Origin of the sequence: Gordonia paraffinivorans, assembly GCF_900683595.1 — a bacterium.
Lineage (GTDB): Bacteria > Actinomycetota > Actinomycetes > Mycobacteriales > Mycobacteriaceae > Gordonia > Gordonia paraffinivorans.
The window spans coordinates 129276-145561 of record NZ_CAACYD010000005.1 but is presented as its reverse complement, the minus strand read 5'-3'; the positions used below and the strand labels follow the sequence as shown (position 1 = coordinate 145561).

The 16286-nt window shown below is 69.4% G+C and carries 15 protein-coding genes and 1 pseudogene; 11 read left to right on the top strand and 5 right to left on the bottom strand.

The features are described from left to right. Positions 1–31: 31 nt before the first annotated feature. Both E1P53_RS02880 and E1P53_RS02875 read right to left on the bottom strand, forming a co-directional pair. Entirely contained in the window at positions 32–469 is a 438-nt protein-coding gene (locus E1P53_RS02880; protein WP_040526803.1) for a VOC family protein, read from the bottom strand. 61 nt (positions 470–530) lie between these two features. After that, on the bottom strand, positions 531–962 hold the full coding sequence (locus tag E1P53_RS02875) for a PPOX class F420-dependent oxidoreductase (RefSeq protein WP_131733415.1): 432 nt from the start codon (positions 960–962) through the stop codon (positions 531–533). A gap of 111 nt (positions 963–1073) precedes the next feature. Between E1P53_RS02875 and E1P53_RS02870 the strand changes: the two genes are divergently transcribed. The 3 genes from E1P53_RS02870 to E1P53_RS02860 all read left to right on the top strand — a co-directional run bounded on the left by E1P53_RS02870 (position 1074) and on the right by E1P53_RS02860 (position 4241). After that, complete coding sequence (locus E1P53_RS02870) at positions 1074–1979, top strand: DMT family transporter (RefSeq protein ID WP_006900595.1); 906 nt, start codon at positions 1074–1076, stop codon at positions 1977–1979. Between the two features lie 142 nt (positions 1980–2121). Continuing rightward, on the top strand, positions 2122–3633 hold the full coding sequence (locus E1P53_RS02865; RefSeq protein WP_109239497.1) for an FMN-binding glutamate synthase family protein: 1512 nt from the start codon (positions 2122–2124) through the stop codon (positions 3631–3633). 53 nt (positions 3634–3686) lie between these two features. Then, positions 3687–4241, top strand: coding sequence for a DUF4334 domain-containing protein (locus E1P53_RS02860; RefSeq protein WP_131733414.1), 555 nt, complete (start codon positions 3687–3689; stop codon positions 4239–4241). A gap of 25 nt (positions 4242–4266) precedes the next feature. On the opposite strand, the gene E1P53_RS02855 is transcribed toward E1P53_RS02860, so the two are convergent. Continuing rightward, on the bottom strand, positions 4267–5181 hold the full coding sequence (locus E1P53_RS02855; protein ID WP_131733810.1) for a hypothetical protein: 915 nt from the start codon (positions 5179–5181) through the stop codon (positions 4267–4269). Positions 5182–5299: 118 nt separating this feature from the next. On the opposite strand from E1P53_RS02855, the gene E1P53_RS02850 reads away from it, so the two are divergent. From E1P53_RS02850 to E1P53_RS02825, 6 genes are all read left to right on the top strand, one after another. Further along, positions 5300–5719 (top strand): Fur family transcriptional regulator, encoded by a 420-nt coding sequence (locus E1P53_RS02850; protein WP_131733413.1) that lies wholly within the window; start codon positions 5300–5302, stop codon positions 5717–5719. Between the two features lie 155 nt (positions 5720–5874). Beyond that, the gene (gene katG, locus E1P53_RS02845; protein ID WP_131733412.1) at positions 5875–8097 is read left to right on the top strand and encodes a catalase/peroxidase HPI; all 2223 of its coding nucleotides are present in this window, start codon (positions 5875–5877) and stop codon (positions 8095–8097) included. A gap of 229 nt (positions 8098–8326) precedes the next feature. Next, positions 8327–9577 carry a GTP cyclohydrolase II gene (locus E1P53_RS02840; protein ID WP_131733411.1) on the top strand — a complete coding sequence of 417 codons (1251 nt, stop codon included), beginning with the start codon at positions 8327–8329 and terminating at the stop codon, positions 9575–9577. Then, positions 9574–10824: a URC4/urg3 family protein gene (locus tag E1P53_RS02835; protein ID WP_131733410.1), complete on the top strand. Its 1251-nt coding sequence runs from the start codon at positions 9574–9576 to the stop codon at positions 10822–10824. Before E1P53_RS02840 ends, E1P53_RS02835 begins: the two co-directional genes overlap by 4 nt. Positions 10825–10861: 37 nt before the next feature. After that, entirely contained in the window at positions 10862–11503 is a 642-nt protein-coding gene (gene upp / locus E1P53_RS02830; protein ID WP_006900587.1) for a uracil phosphoribosyltransferase, read from the top strand. A gap of 67 nt (positions 11504–11570) precedes the next feature. Then, entirely contained in the window at positions 11571–12539 is a 969-nt protein-coding gene (locus E1P53_RS02825) for an arsenic resistance protein (protein ID WP_131733409.1), read from the top strand. Positions 12540–12551: 12 nt separating this feature from the next. Here E1P53_RS02825 and E1P53_RS02820 read toward each other — a convergent pair whose 3' ends face one another. After that, positions 12552–13202, bottom strand: a complete 651-nt coding sequence (locus E1P53_RS02820; RefSeq protein ID WP_131733408.1) for a response regulator — start codon at positions 13200–13202, stop codon at positions 12552–12554. Then, positions 13199–14362 (bottom strand): sensor histidine kinase, encoded by a 1164-nt coding sequence (locus E1P53_RS02815; RefSeq protein ID WP_131733407.1) that lies wholly within the window; start codon positions 14360–14362, stop codon positions 13199–13201. The genes E1P53_RS02820 and E1P53_RS02815 overlap by 4 nt, the downstream gene beginning before the upstream one ends. A gap of 133 nt (positions 14363–14495) precedes the next feature. Between E1P53_RS02815 and E1P53_RS02810 the strand changes: the two are divergent. Both E1P53_RS02810 and E1P53_RS02805 read left to right on the top strand, forming a co-directional pair. Further along, positions 14496–15409: pseudogene (locus E1P53_RS02810) on the top strand (ABC transporter ATP-binding protein). Continuing rightward, complete coding sequence (locus tag E1P53_RS02805) at positions 15406–16218, top strand: ABC transporter permease subunit (protein ID WP_131733406.1); 813 nt, start codon at positions 15406–15408, stop codon at positions 16216–16218. Before E1P53_RS02810 ends, E1P53_RS02805 begins: the two are co-directional and overlap by 4 nt. The last annotated feature ends 68 nt before the right edge of the window (positions 16219–16286 follow it).

Genomic DNA, 16286 nt, shown 5'->3' with positions numbered 1-16286 from the left:
GCATGGCACCGCTTTCTGCTACGAAATCCCGTCAGTCGAGGCAGAATTCGTTGCCCTCGGGGTCTTGGAGGACGATGTGTCCGGCCTGCAGCGGCGGCTGCGGATCGTGACGCGCGACGCGGGTGGCACCGAGCCCGACGAGCCGGGCGGCCTCGGTCTCCAACGCCTCCATGCGCTCGTCGCCGGAGAGCCCCGGAGCTGCCCGGACATCGAGGTGCACGCGGTTCTTCACTGTCTTGCCCTCGGGAACGCGCTGGAAGAAGATGCGCGGCCCGTGTCCGTCCGGGTCGATCACCGCCGATGCGTCGTTGCGACGCTCCTCGGGGATGCCGAACGCCTCGAGCGCGGCGTCCCAGGAGTCGAATCCCGGCGGTGGTTCCTGAAGCCGGTAGCCGAGCACCTCGGCCCAGAACGCGGCGAGCGTGGCCGGATCCGCACAGTCGAAGGTCACCTGGAATTCAACGGTCATGCCGATCACTGTGTACCCCTATGCGGACGACGACGGTCCTCATTGGCGAATTCGCAGCGGATCAGCGCAGTTTCTCGCCGTAGACGTGGGTCACCCTCATGACCATGAGGACGCGCCGATCGGAGACCATCACGCTGCGGTACTCGTCCCAGTCGGGGTGTTCACCGGCGGCTTTGCGGTAGTAGTCGACGAGCGCCTCCACCTCGGGACCGTACGGATCGGTGCCCGGCCCGATCAGGGAGACCTCACCCTCGGCGGTCGCCCAGGTGTAGCCGTCCGGGCCGGTCACCTCGAGGGCGGCACGCGGGTCGCGCCGCAGGTTCCGGGTCTTGGCCCGACCGTCGGTCATCGACACGTAGATCGAGTCGGTGGCGCGGTCGTAGTGGTGGGTCACCGGAGACAGTTGCGGCAGGCCCGACGACCGGATCGTGGCCAGGACGCCGATCCCGGTCTGGGCGAGGAGTTCGCGCGGGTCGTATTCGGTGGAGGTCATGCACTCGGCAACCCGGCGCGACGACGCGCTATTCCGTGTCGAGGGGGCCAATCCTTGCCATGCCTGCTGCGCGACTACGCATCGCCTCGTCGGATTGGCTACGTTCATTCGGTGTTCACGATCGGAATCATTGCGGCCACCCTCGCAGCCGTGGCCTACGGTTTGTCGACGGTGTTGCGCGCGATGGGCGCCCGGAATGCAGCCGCGCCCTCGGACGCGGCGGCGATCACCACCGAAGGCGGACCTTCCCTGAAGTCGACGGTCGACACCTTCCGCGACCCGACGTTCCTGATCGGAACCCTGATGGTCGTCCTGGGCTTCGGCGGCGGCGCCATCGCGGCACGACTGCTCCCCCTCTTCCTGGCGCAGACCATCGTCGCCGGGAACCTCATCGTCACGGCGTTGCTCGGCAGCGCGCTGCTGGGCAACAAACTCAGCGGCCGAGAGATCGCCGCGATGGCGGCCGTCATCGTGTCGCTGTGCATGCTGGGCGCCTCGGCCTCCCACGAGGCCGCGACGAAGCACGACATGGCCTTCCACTGGGCGCTGTTCGGGATCTCGACCGCGGTGGCGGTCATCGGGGTCGTGGTCGTCCGGTCGCTGGGCCGACGCGGGGCGATCTTCGCAGGCGCTCTCTCCGGTGCGATGTACGGGGCGCTGGCGGTCGCGGTCCGCGTGCTCGACGGCGTCCACCCGGTCGACTTCGTCACGATGCTCGAGGACCCCGCCGCATGGACCATCGCGCTCACCGGCGCGATCGCGTTCTACGTGCAGACGGTCGCCCTCCAACTCGGACCGGTCAACGCCGTCACCGCGGTGCTCGTCGTCGGGGAGGTGGGTATCCCGGCCATCGTCGGCGTGCTGTTCCTCGGGGACCATGCGATCGACGGTCTGGGCTGGCTCGCATACGTCGGTTTCGCCGGGGCGATCGCCGGAGCATTCGCCGTCGCGTGGCTGACGGAGGGGTCCGACTCCGGTGACAAGTCCGGCGACCCGGCGCCCGAGACCGCCGGCTGACGAATCTGCGACGGGTTGTCGCGGCGCGTCCGATTCAGACGAGTGACCACGATCCCCGCACCTATGCTTGGTCGGCCGCGTCCGCGCCCGACGCACCCGCCCAGAGCCCACCGGACGGGACCCCGACCGAACAGAAGTGATCGTGAAGAAGCTCAGCATCCCCGCCCTCGCACTGGCAGGCCTGACCACCTACGACCTGTTCCAGAAGGAACACAGCATCCTGCGCACCTTCCCCGTCGTCGGGCACCTGCGGTACGCGGTGGAATCGGTCGGTCCCGAGCTGCGGCAGTACATCGTCACCGACAACAACACCGAGCGGCCGTTCAATCGGGACCAGCGCCGCTGGATCTACGCCTCGGCGAAACTCGAGAACAACTACTTCGGGTTCGGCACCGACAACGTGATCGACGGCACCGACGGCTACCCCATCATCAAGACCCGCACGTTCAGCGACCTGCCTGCGCGTCCGCACACCGAGAACGCCTTCCTGCCATCGGCCAAGATCCTCGGCGGTCCTCGCGGCCGCCGCAAGGCGTTCCGCCCCACGTCGGTGGCCAACATCTCCGCGATGAGCTACGGCTCTCTGTCCGCGCCGGCGATCGAGTCGCTCAACGAGGGCGCCCGCCTGGCCGGGGCACTCCACAACACCGGCGAGGGCGGCCTCTCGTCCCATCACCGTCAGGGCGGTGATCTGGTCTATCAGATCGGCACCGGCTACTTCGGCTGCCGCACACCCGGCGGCGAGTTCTCGATGCCGGCGCTTCTCGAGACGATCGCCGACTCGCCGGTCCGCGCGATCGAGATCAAGCTCAGTCAGGGTGCCAAGCCCGGGCTCGGCGGCGTCCTGCCCGCAGCCAAGGTGACCGAGGAGATCGCCCGAATCCGCGGCATCGAGCGGGGCAAGGACTGCGTGAGCCCTTCGCGTCACACGGCGTTCGGCGACGTGGACTCGCTCCTCGACTTCGTCGAGACGATCGCCGACGCCACCGGCCTACCGGTAGGCATCAAGTCAGCCGTCGGCCACCTGCGCTTCTGGGACGACCTCGCCGACGCGATGGCCGACGGATCCCGCGGGGTCGACTTCATCACGATCGACGGCGGCGACGGCGGCACCGGTGCGGCACCGCTGGCGTTCTCCGACCACGTCAGCCATCCGCTGTTCACCGCGCTTCCCCTCGTGCAGAAGATCTTCCACGAACGCGGGATCGCCGAGAACATCACCTGGATCGCGTCGGGCCGGACGGGACTGCCCGACCGGGCGCTCATGGCGTTCGCGCTGGGCGCCGACATGGTCAACGTCGCACGCGAGGCGATGCTCGCGATCGGATGCATCCAGGCTCAGCGCTGCCACACCGGGCAGTGCCCCACCGGTGTCGCCACCCAGAGCACGTGGCTCATGCGGGGCGTCGACCCGGCCACCAAGAGCGGGCGCACCGCCAACTACCTCACCGCCCTGCGACGCGACCTGCTCAAGCTCTCCGATGCGCTCGCCGTCGCGCACCCGGCACTGGCCACGACCGACGACATCGACGTCCTCCGCGCCGACGGAACGTTCACGACGTTGACCGAGGCCATCGGATACGAACCCGGCTGGGGCATCCCCTCGGAGAGGGACCGTTCCGAGATCACCCGGATCATGTACTCGCCCGTGTGACGCAGAATGGGACGCAGTTCGAGATCTGTGTCTTTGCCCGTACCATCGGAGGCATGAACGCGAGCACGATCCTTCCCGCCGTCCCGACGACGACCGCCGATGCACTCGACCTGTTCGACTCGTCCGATGCGGTCGAGCCGGACTTCATGATCGGCACGTGGCGCGGCGCCGAGGTTCCGACCGGACACCCCCTCGACGGCTTCCTCGCCGCCAGCGGCTGGTGGGGCAAGCAGTTCATCGACGCCGAGAACGTCCATCCCCTGCTGTTCCCGACCCGCGACGGCCGCGCTCTGTGGGCGATGAACCCCGGGATCGCCTTCGGCGGACTCTCCCTGGCCGAGAAGGCGCCGCAGACCAAGAACATGTCGTTCGCGACGCCGATCGCGACGACCCGCCTGCTCAGCCAGACCCGGAAGTCGCGGGCCCGCCTGCGTACCACCCGGTACCGCGGAACCGACACCGCGACGATGATCTACGACCAGCTGCCCATCAACGACGTGTTCCGTCGGATCTCCGACGACGCGGTCATCGGCGCGATGGACCTCAAGGGATCTCCGGCGCCGTACTTCTTCGCGCTCAAGCGCGACGAGTCGCTCCGGGTGCTGTAGGGCTTCTCGCGTCGCGCGGGGGCGGTCAGTCGAGGTCCGCGAGTGCGGCGCGGACCTCACCGGCCTCGGCGATCGCCTCGCGCAACGCGGCCTTGGCCTCAGACCTCCCCCTCTCCGCGGCCGACAGCCTCTGACGGGCGAATCGCAACTCGTCCTCGACCCTGGACAGCTGTTCGCGGAGCTCCCGCGCCCGCCGGGCGAGTTCGTCGACCTCCGAGGACGCCTCGTCGACCGCTGACGATGCCTCGGTCAGATCGTCGCGGGCCTCCTGCTCGCCGCTCTCGGCCCGGGCGAGCCTCTCCTCGAGTTCACGACGCCGCGCAGCGGCCTCGTCGGCCTCCGCATCGTCGGCCTCCGCATCATCGTCCGGTGGGGTGTCGTCCGGTCCGGTGTCATCCGGGGCGGTATCCGTCGCCTCCGTGTCATCGGTGTCGGACGCCGGATCGGGCACCACGAACACGCCGGCCGGGCCGAAGCCGCTGTATTCGACCGACGACGTCAGGCGTCCACGACGCAGCAGGTCCAACGTGTCCCGGTCGGCGATCGCCGCCCGGAGCGTCTGCACGACCTCGCGGATCATGTTCTCGGACAGGGTCACTCCCAGACCGTCGGCGGTGTCGACGACCCCCCGGGCCGATGCCGCGACCACCACCTTACGCCGCGTGGACAGGCTGCGAATGGCTCCGACGTCCGAACGGCGCTGGGCTGCAGTCAGATCCGCGGCGAGTTCGGCGATCAGCCCACAGCCGTCGGGATCGGCGCGCACCCATTGGTTGACCGCCCATGCCGACTGCGTCGGTCGCCGCAACCCGGAGACGGCCTTGGCCAGTTTCCGATCGCCCTCGGACCTGGCCTCCTTGGCGAGCTCGTTGCGTCGCGCGACGAACCGATCGGGGGTCAGCCCGTAGAGCTCGTCGGCGATCTCCTCGAGTCGCGACATCAGCGCACCTGCGGCGATCGGGTCATGCACCGATCCTACGTCCGGGGAGCTCCATGATCCGGAGCACAATCCGCGGCTAAACTTGAACAGTTCCAGAAAACGGCGCATACTCGGACTCATGCTCACCGACGACGCCTGCGCTGCACAGCTGCGGTCGGCACGCCTGCGCGTGACCCGGCCGCGAGTGGCGGTCATGCGTGCGGTGCATGCACACCCTCATGCCGACACCGACACGGTCCTCCGGCTGACCCGGCACGAGGTACCCGACGTCTCGCAGCAGACCGTCTATGACGTGTTGTCCGCGTTGACATCTGCCGGATTGATCCGTCGAATCCAGCCGGCGGGACATGTCTCGCGGTACGAGTCGCGGATCGGCGACAACCACCATCACGTGGTCTGCCGCAGCTGCGGTGCGATCGGTGACGTGGATTGCGCCGTCGGCGCGGCCCCGTGCCTGAACGCATCCGACGACCACGGTTTTGTCATCGACGAGGCCGAGGTCGTCTATTGGGGACTCTGCCCCGACTGCAGACGCTGATCTCTGTACATCCCCTTTCCACACACCACGACACCCTCCCCACAACCGCATCGTCGTACACCAGACACCGCTTCGCCTCGGCCGATCCGCTCGTGCGGACCGGGCGTGCTCCCACGTGGCCACAGGCCATTCACCGTTTCCCGAAAGGAAGAGTCATGGCACGAGAACACCCGCCGATCGCCGAGGCGAACACCCGGCCGGCCGCAGGCGGCTGCCCGGTCGATCACGGCACCGCCAGGAGGCCGACCGAGGGCGGCGGCACCCGCGACTGGTGGCCGAATCAGCTGAATCTCAAGATGTTGCAGCACAATCCGGACGTCGTGAACCCCCTCGACGTCGGCTTCGACTACCACGAGGCACTGAAGGATCTCGATGTCGAGGCCCTTCGAGCCGATCTGACCGCCCTCATGACCGACTCCCAGGACTGGTGGCCGGCCGACTTCGGCCACTACGGCGGCCTCATGGTCCGCATGTCCTGGCACGCCGCGGGCACCTACCGGGTGCAGGACGGCCGCGGGGGCGCGGGAGCCGGGATGCAGCGCTTCGCGCCGTTGAACAGCTGGCCCGACAACGCCAACCTCGACAAGGCCCGCCGGCTGCTGTGGCCGGTCAAGAAGAAGTACGGACAGTCGATCTCGTGGGCCGATCTCCTGGTGTTCGCGGGCAACGTCGCCCTCGAGTCGATGGGCTTTCAGACGGCAGGCTTCGCCTTCGGCCGCGTCGACGAGTGGGAACCCGACGAGGTCTACTGGGGTCCCGAGACGGAGTGGCTTGCCGATCACCGTTACCGAGGCGACCGGGAGCTGGAGAACCCGCTGGCCGCCGTTCAGATGGGGCTCATCTACGTCAACCCCGAAGGGCCCGAGGGAAATCCGGACATCCTGGGCTCGGCACGCGACATCCGCGACACGTTCGCGCGGATGGCGATGAACGATGTCGAGACCGCCGCCCTCATCGTCGGTGGACACACCTTCGGAAAGACCCACGGCGCGGGCGACGCGAGTCTCGTCGGCCCCGAACCCGAGGCCGCCGCGCTCGAGGACGCGGGCCTCGGATGGCGCAGCTCCCACGGCGCGGGCAACGGCCCCGACACCATCACCAGCGGCCTGGAGGTCATCTGGAACCCGACCCCGACCAGGTGGGACAACGCCTTCCTGGAAACCCTCTACGGCCACGAGTGGGAGCTGTACAAGAGCCCGGCCGGCGCCAACCAGTGGCGGCCGAAAGACGGCACCGGTGACGGCACCGTGCCGATGGCCTTCGGCGACGGCAAGACCCACCCGTCGATGCTCACGAGCGATCTGGCGATGCGGTACGACCCCGAGTACGGCGCGATCACCCGCCGCTGGCTCGATCACCCGGAGGAGCTCGCCGAGGAGTTCGCCAAGGCCTGGTTCAAGCTGCTGCACCGCGACATGGGCCCTGCGATCCGCTACCGCGGGCCGCTCGTCCCGACGACGACCTACTCGTGGCAGGACAACGTCCCCGTGCACGAGGGGCCGCTGGTGACCGAGGCCGACATCGCGCGGCTGAAGACCCTCCTGCTCGAATCGGGCCTGACCGTGTCCCGGCTGGTCAAGACCGCGTGGGCGGCCGCATCGTCCTTCCGCGGCAGTGATTTCCGCGGTGGCGCGAACGGTGGTCGCCTCCGTCTGCAGCCGCAGGCGAGCTGGGCGGCGAACGAACCCGAACAGCTGGCCGGGACAGTCGAGATCCTGGAGGGCATCGCCGCGTCGTTCACCGGCGAGGCCGGTGCGACGATCTCCTTCGCCGACCTCGTCGTGCTGGGTGGCGTCGCCGCCGTGGAGAAGGCCGCACGCGACGCCGGTGTCGACATCACCGTGCCGTTCGCCCCGGGCCGCACCGACGTGGCCCAGGAGGACGTCGACGTCGAGTCGTTCGCCTACCTGGAGTCCAGGGCCGACGGCTTCCGCAATCACGTGGGCGAGGGCCTGGCCCAGCCCGCCGAGTTCGAGCTCATCGACAAGGCCAACCTGCTCACCCTGTCGGCACCGGAGATGACGGTGCTCGTCGGCGGAATGCGGGTCCTGGGCGCCACCTTCGGGGATTCGGAGCTCGGCGTGCTCACCGACCGTCCGGGAACGTTGACGAACGACTACTTCGTCAACCTGCTCGACATGTCCACCGCATGGTCGAAGACCGATGACGCCGACGTCTTCGTCGGCACCGACCGCGCAACCGGCGAGCAGGTCTGGACCGGCAGCCGCGTGGACCTGGCGTTCGCCTCGAACTCGCAACTGCGGGCGTTGGCCGAGGTCTACGCCTCCGACGACGCGACGACGAAGTTCGTGCGGGACTTCGTCGCGGCCTGGGACAAGGTGATGAACCTCGACCGGTTCGATCTCGACCCCCGCTGAGTCCGCCGGATCGACACCCCGCCCGGCCGACGGACCCCGGTGGCGGCGGTCCCGGTCGCCCAGCCGCGGCGGTGGCACCCTTCGAGGGCGTCGCCGCCACGGCGTCGTCGGACGCGCCGCCAGCAGGTCGTCCGGCGCTTCTCGCTTCGCCCGGCGGAACCGCCGCATCGTGACTATGCTGGCGCTTTCCCTCGAGGGGCGGGTCACCGCCCGGCGGAAGGAGAGCGCGATGTCCGGCGTGCACGAGTCCTTGGGCCACATCCGACTGACCTCGCACAGCGGCGGGCTCGACGCCCCGCCGATCCGGTGGGGAGCGCCCACCCCGCGCGAGCGCGGACCGGTGATCGGGACCACCGCAAACCGCTCGCACCGCAACGTGATCGGCACGCACAGCGGCTCCTACAGCGTGTACCGCGCTCTCGCCGTCGCGGCCGGCGCGCTGGCCCGCGATCACCGGGCCGACCTCACCAACACCTCCCCCACCGACCCGATCGGGCCGTATCCGCGGTGGTCGGATCCGACGGCGATCGTGTCGCTGGACCCGTGGGGCGCGACCGTCGCCGAGAACTGGCCCGACCTGCTCGCGCGGGGCCACGACATCCGGCCCACCATCGCGGTGACCAAGGCGCACGTCATCCTTCCCGAGATCACCGAGGCCATCGAGCGGGGACGCCTCGTCCCGGACGGCAAGGTTCTCCTGCCGAGCGGCGCCGCCCTGGTCACCAAGGCCGCCGTCGAACCCGTCTGGCACCTGCCCGGCGTCGCCGAGCGATTCGGATGCTCGGAGGCCGAACTACGCCGGACGCTCTTCGAGGAGACCGGCGGCATGTACCCCGAACTCGTGACGCGATCCGACCTCGAGGTGTTCCTGCCTCCGATCGGCGGGCAGACCGTCTACATCTTCGGCGATCCGCGCGACCTCGCCGACCCCGCCGTCGAACTGACCGCGCGCGTGCACGACGAGTGCAACGGCTCCGACGTGTTCGGCTCCGACATCTGCACGTGCAGGCCATACCTCACCCACGCGATCGAGGAGTGCATCCGCGGCACGCAGCACGGCGGGGTGGGCCTGGTCGCGTACTCGCGCAAGGAGGGACGCGCACTCGGCGAGGTCACCAAGTTCCTCGTCTACAACGCGCGCAAACGCCAGGAGGGCGGCGACACCGCCGACCAGTACTTCGCCCGTACCGAATGCGTGGCCGGCGTCCAGGACATGCGCTTCCAGGAACTCATGCCCGACGTCCTGCACTGGCTCGGCATCACCAAGATCCACCGGCTGGTGTCGATGAGCAACATGAAGTACGACGCCATCACCGGCTCCGGGATCGAGGTCGGCGAGCGGGTCAACATCCCCGACGAACTGATCCCCGCCGACGCCCGCGTCGAGATCGACGCCAAGACCGCCGCCGGCTACTTCACGCCGGGCCCGGTTCCCGACGCCGAGGCGTTGCGGAAGGTCAAGGGCCGGGGTCTCGAATGAGCAGCACGGTGACCGGCACCCCGACCCGTGAGGACGCCGCCGCAGCCGCCGCGGCGCTGCGTTCGGGTGCCGCGGTCCGCGAGCGATCCCGGCAACTCCTCGAGCGAGCACGCGCCGGGAGGTCGGCGTGGTTCGCGATCCACGACGATGCGCTCAAGTCGGCGGCCGAGGAGGTCATCGAGACGACCCGGGAGCGATACCCGAACGGGGACATCCCGTTCCACAGCCGATGGCGACATTTCGAGGCCGGTGGCGTCGACCGTCTGACAGCATTGGCTCCCGCGCTTCCCGCCGACACCGCCGAGCGCAGCCGGGCACTGATCGACGTCGTCGTGGTGAGCGTCCTGCTCGACGCCGGGGCCGGACCCGACTGGCGGTACCTCGAACCCACGACCGGCCACACGCTGACGCGGTCCGAGGGACTCGGGGTGGCGAGCTGGAACGCCTTTCGCGCCGGTCTGTTCTCCGCCGACCCCGCGGTCCCGCTGCGGGTGGATGCCGACGGGCTGCGGTCGATCTCCCCGGAGGCGTTGGAAGCGGCTTTCCAGGTCGGCGAGGACAATCCGCTGACCGGGACGGCGGGACGGGCCGAACTCCTCCGGCGGTTGGGTGAGACCCTCGCCGACGCCCCCGATGTCTTCGGCCCAGTCGGACGTCCCGGCGGACTGTTCGACCTGCTCGTCGGCGACGGGCGGACCAGCCTTGCGGCACCCGAGATACTGGCCGCCGTCCTCACCCATCTGGCACCGATCTGGCCGTCGGACAACCGGATCGGCGACGAACCCCTCGGCGACTGCTGGCGTCACGACGCGGTCGCGGGTACCGGCGCCACGGCGGGCTGGGTGCCGTTCCACAAGCTGTCGCAGTGGCTCACCTATTCGCTGCTCGAGCCGTTCATCTGGGCCGGGGTCCAGATCACCGACGTCGACGGACTGACCGGCCTGCCCGAGTACCGCAACGGCGGGCTGCTCCTCGACACCGGGGTTCTCACACTCCGCGACGACGCGTGGGCCGACGTCGAGTGGGAGGTCGGGGATCCGCTGATCGTCGAGTGGCGGGCGCTCACCGTCGCGCTGCTCGACGAGATCGCCGACCTGGTCCGCGCACGCCTGCACGCCGACCCCCGGTCGATGCCCCTGGCCTGCGTCCTCGAGGGCGGGACCTGGGCGGCCGGACGCAAGCTCGCCACCCGCCTACGAAATGGTCTGCCGCCGTTGACGATCCGTTCCACCGGCACCGTCTTCTAACCGGCACCGTCTTCTAGAAGCCGCGAGAGAGGAAGCCATGAGCGCCGCAACGAGCACCGTCGTCGTCATCGACCACCCGCTGGTTCAGCACAAGCTGACCCTGATGCGCCGGAAGGACACCTCCACCAACGACTTCCGCCGCCTGCTGACCGAGATCTCCACGCTGATGGCCTACGACGTGCTGCGGGACATCCCGATGCACGACGTCACCATCGAGACGCCGCTGGAGACCACCGCCGCCGGCGAGATCGACGGCAAGAAGCTCGTCTTCGCGGCCGTGTTGCGCGCCGGCGCGGGCATCGCCGACGGCATGCTCAACGTCGTCCCCGGCGCCCGGGTCGGACACATCGGCCTCTACCGCGACCCGAAGACGATGGTGGTCGTCGAGTACTACTTCAAGATGCCGTCGGATCTCGACGAGCGCGACGTGGTGATCGTCGATCCACTCCTCGCAACGGGGTTCTCGGCGGTGGCCGCGGTCGATCGCGTCAAGGAGTACGGCCCCAAGTCGATCAAGTTCGTGTGCCTGGTCGCGTGCCCCGAGGGGATCGCGGTCCTGCACGACGCCCACCCGGAGGTGCCGATCTACACCGCGAGCGTCGACCGTGAGCTGGACGAGAACGGTTTCATCCGGCCGGGCCTCGGGGACGTGGGCGACCGCGTGTTCGGGACGGCGTGACGGCGGGTGACCGCTCGCCCGGCAACCTGCTGCGGCGACGGGATCGGCGTGAGGTGACAATGGTCCGATGACCGGCCCCGCGACCGTCACCGACCGACTCGAACGGCATCAGGTCGCGCTGTATCTGCTGGCCATCGGTTCCGGCCTCGTGCTCGGTCTCGCGGCGCCGGCGGCCGCGGAGTCCCTCGACGTGGCGGTCACCCCGTTCCTCGCGGCGTTGCTCTACGTGACCTTCCTGCAGGTCCGCGCCGCGGATCTGGCCGCGGCGCTGCGCGACCGCGGATTCCTGGGCGCGGTGCTGCTGGTGAACTTCGTGCTGGGACCGCTCGTCGTCGCCGCGCTCTCTCCCCTGCTGCCGGCCGACGACGCGATCCGGCTCGGCGCCCTACTCGTCCTGCTGTGCCCGTGCGTCGACTACGTGGTCGTCTTCACCGGCCTGGCGGGTGGCGGGGGCCAACGCCTGCTGGCCGCGACGCCGCTGCTGTTGCTGGTACAGATGCTCCTGGTCCCGGTGTATCTCACGGTTCTGCTCGGTGACGGCCGCGAGGTGATCGACCCGGAGCCGTTCCTGTGGGCGTTCCTGGTCCTCATAGTCGTCCCCCTGGCCGTCGCGTGGCTGACACAGTTCTGGGCCGCCCGCAGTGCCGCCGGACGACGCGCGAGCGCCGCGGCGTCGACGACGATGGTGCCGCTGATGATGGCCGTGCTGTTCACCGCCGTGGGTTCGCAGGTGCCCCGGATCGATTCGCGGTTCGACGACCTCGCCGGGGTGATCGGCGTCTACGTCGCGTTCATCGTCGTCATGGGCGCCGTGGGGCTGCTCGTCGCCCGCGGTTTCCGGCTGCCCACCGAGTCGGGCACCGCCGTGGTGTTCTCCGGCGTCACCCGCAACTCGCTCGTGGTCCTGCCCCTGGCCCTCGCGCTGCCGGTCGGCGCCGAACTCGCCGCGGCGACGGTGATCACGCAGACGCTCGTCGAGCTGGTCGCGATGGTGACGATGGTGTGGGCGTTCACGCGCGCGGCGCGGCGGCGCTGACCGCGGGCTCTCTCAGACCTCCCCGGCGTCGTGCATGAGGATCGCGACCTGGACGCGGTTGGAGGCGTCGAGCTTGGTGAAGATGTGGGAGATGTGGGCCTTCACCGTCGCCAGGCTCATGTAGAGGCGCTCGGCGATCTCGGCGTTGGTCGCGCCCCGCGCCAGCTCGAGGGCGACGTCCTTCTCGCGCGCGGTCAGCGTCTCGATCCGGCTTGCGGCCGTGGCGGATCGGGCGCCGCCGCCGTCGACGACCTGCTTGATCAACGCGGCGGTCACCGAGGGGCTCAACGCGGGCCGGCCGGCCAGCACGTTGTGGATCGCGGCGACGATCTCGTCCGGCGGGGTGTCCTTGAGGAGGAAGCCGTCGGCCCCCATCGCCAGGGCTCGCACCACGAAGTCGTCGGCGTCGAAGGTCGTCAGCACGATCACCGCGGGAGGGTTGTCCAGGGACTTGAACCGTCCGGTGGCCGCGATGCCGTCGAGCACCGGCATCCGCAGGTCCATGAGCACCAGGTCGACCGGGGCCTGCCCGTGGTTGTCGAGGGCCTCCTGCCCGTTGGCGGCGTCGGCGACGATCTCGAGTCCGGGGTCGCCGTCGAGCAGCAACCGCAGGCCGGAACGGACCAGCGGGTCGTCGTCGACGATCATGATGCGCGCGATCATGACTGCCACGGTAACCAGACGTGCAGCAGGAATCGCTTGTCCTCGCTGACGGTCACCGACTGACGTCCGCCGGACAACGCAACCCGCTCAGCCACGCCGACGAGACCGAACCCCGGGTTCGGCGCGGTCGCCGGTGCGGACACCGGGAGGGGGTTCTCCACGAGGAGATCGACGCCGTGGTCGACCCCGCCGCGGATATGCACGGTGACCGGGGTGTGCGGCGCATGCCGGCGCGCGTTGGTGAGGGCCTCCTGCACGCACCGGTACAGGGTGCGGGCGATGGCGGGCGGCAACGCGTCGATGTCGATCTCGCAGGTGAAGTCCACCCGCATGCCCAGCGCGCGCGCCTCCGTCACCAGTGCGTTCAGATCCGGTAGTCCCGATTGCGGCTCCTCCGGCTCGGCGTCCCCCGGCCCTTCCCGGAGCACGCCGAGCACCTCGCGCAACTCGTTCAGCGCCAACCGCGAGGTCTCCTGGATCGTCTTCGCGGTCTCGCGCACCTGTTCGCCGGTGAGGTCGGTGCGGTAGGCCAGTGCGCCGGCAGACATGCTCATCGCCGAGATCCGGTGGGCCAGGATGTCGTGCATCTCGCGGGCGATGCGGGCCCGCTCCATCGACCGGGCCTGCTGGACCTTCGCCTGTTGCTCGGCCTCCGACGCAAGGGCCCGGGCCCGCCAGCTCGCGAGAAGCTCACGGCGCGAACCGATGTACATGCCCCAGGACACCATCGCCGCGGTCACCGCGACGGTCACCGCGAACTGCACCAGGACGGGGTCGTCCGCCTCTGCGGGCGTCCCGAAGAACTCGATGGCGACGACGCTCGCGGCGACACACAGGACCGTCAGCGGGATGATCTCGCGCCAGCGACGTCTCGTCGACACCGACACCAGCGACAGCGCCGCCGGGCCCAACGACGTCGCCGACACCATGCCGACGAGGTTGGTGAAGGCGGTGACGGCGACCGGATGACGGCGGCGCCACCAGATCACGGTGTACGAGAGGGTTCCCAGGGCGAGGTCGAGGAAGAACCACCACCGCACCTCGTTCCACAGGTATTCGGCTCGGCTGCCGAACGCCGCCGCCGAGACGAGCAGCATCACCGCCAGCCGCCACGCGTGACCGGCCCACGTCAGCCGGGGTTGGTACTGCTCGGGTTGCACACCGTAACCGTAGTCGGGCACCCCTGAGTCGACCTCCGACCTCTGTCCACGAGTCCCCTACGACTTTCGGCCGATGAACCTTCGGCCCCGCGACGGATGTGCCCGACCACCTGGTCCGATGACGATGGACGCCATGATCACAGTGCAGAACCTCACGAAGAGATACGGCGACCACGTCGCGGTGGACGATGTGTCATTCACCTGCCGGCCCGGTCAGGTCACCGGCTTCCTCGGACCGAACGGCGCCGGCAAGTCGACGACCATGCGGATCATCGCCGGGCTCACCCCGGCCACGTCGGGCACGGCGCAGCTCTACGGCGTCGACTACCGGTCCATCCCCAACCCGGCGACCCAGGTCGGCGTGCTCCTCGACGCCTCGGCGCAGCACGCCGGCCGGACCGGCGCCGAGATCCTGCGGCTGGCCGCCATGACCATGGGCATCGGCACCGAGCGTGTCGACGAGATGCTCGAACTGGTCAGCCTCACACCGGAAGAAGCCGGGCGACGAGTCCGCAACTACTCCCTCGGCATGCGGCAGCGTCTCGGTATCGCGGCCGCGCTGCTGGGCGACCCGAAGATCCTCATCCTCGACGAGCCGGCCAACGGCCTCGACCCGGCGGGCATCCACTGGATGCGAACCCTGTTGCGGGACTACGCCGATCGCGGCGGCACAGTGCTGTTGTCGTCGCATCTGCTCCACGAGATCGAGATCATCGCCGACGACATCGTCGTCATCGGAGGCGGCCGGATCGTCGCCCAGGGCACCAAGGCCGAACTGCTGGCCGGCGCGGGGAGCCGGGTTCGTTCGCTCGACGACGAGACTCTGCTGCGGGCGTTGACCGCAGCGGGGATCGTGGCCCGCCCAACGCATCCGGCGGTCTCGACGTCGAGGCGGACCCCGTCGAGGTCGGCCGGGCCGCGGCCGCGGTCGGCGTCGTCCTCACCGAACTGCGTCCGGCCGACGGAGCCCAGCTGGAGGAGATGTTCCTGCAGCTCACCGCCGACACCCAGCGCGAAGCGCCCGTCCTGCAAGGAGCCTCCCGATGACCATCACCGATTTCCGGGCGCCGCTGCCGCCCTCCGCCGGGATCGACCTCGACTCGCCCGCAATCCCGTTCACCCGCCTGGTCCGGGTGGAGCTGCGCAAGCTCGTCGACACCCGTGCGAGCTTCTGGCTCACCGCCTCGATCGGGCTGATCTCCGCGACGATCATGGTCGCGATGCTCATCGCCAACCGGAACACGCCCGAGAACCTCGATCTCGGCGAGTTCTTCGGGATCATGAACATCCCGACCGCGATCATCCTGCCCGTCCTCGCGATCCTGCTGGTGACCGGTGAATGGAGCCAGCGGACCGCGTTGACCACGTTCACGATCGAGCCGCGCCGGGAACGGATCATCGGGGCGAAGCTCGCGACGGCGATGATCGCGGCGGTGGCCGCGGTCGCCCTGGCCCTGATCCTCGGCGTGATCGGCAACGGCATCGCCGCTGTCGCCTACGGCGATCCGGCAGGTGCGTGGGAGCTCGGTTCCGCGGGGTTCGTGAATTCGTTCGTGATCCAGGCATTCGGCCTCCTACTCGGATTCGGGTTCGCCGCGCTGATCCTGAACACCCCCGGCGCCATCGTCGCCTACTTCGCGCTGCCGACCGCGCTGTCGGTCCTGAGCGAGCTGGTCCCGTGGTTCAAGGAGAACCTCGGCCAGTGGGTCGATTGCACGCTCACCCAGATGCCTTTCCAGTCCAACGAGTGGGCGTCCGGCGGCGAGTGGGCCCGGTTGCTCGTCTCGGCGGTGGTCTGGGTCGCGATCCCGCTCGGCCTCGGCGTCGTGCGGGTGATGCGCTCGGAGATCAAGTAGGCAGACCCATCTCCCTGCACCGACGGCACCGCCGGCGACCCGCGTCGCCGGCGGTGCCGTGTCGTAGG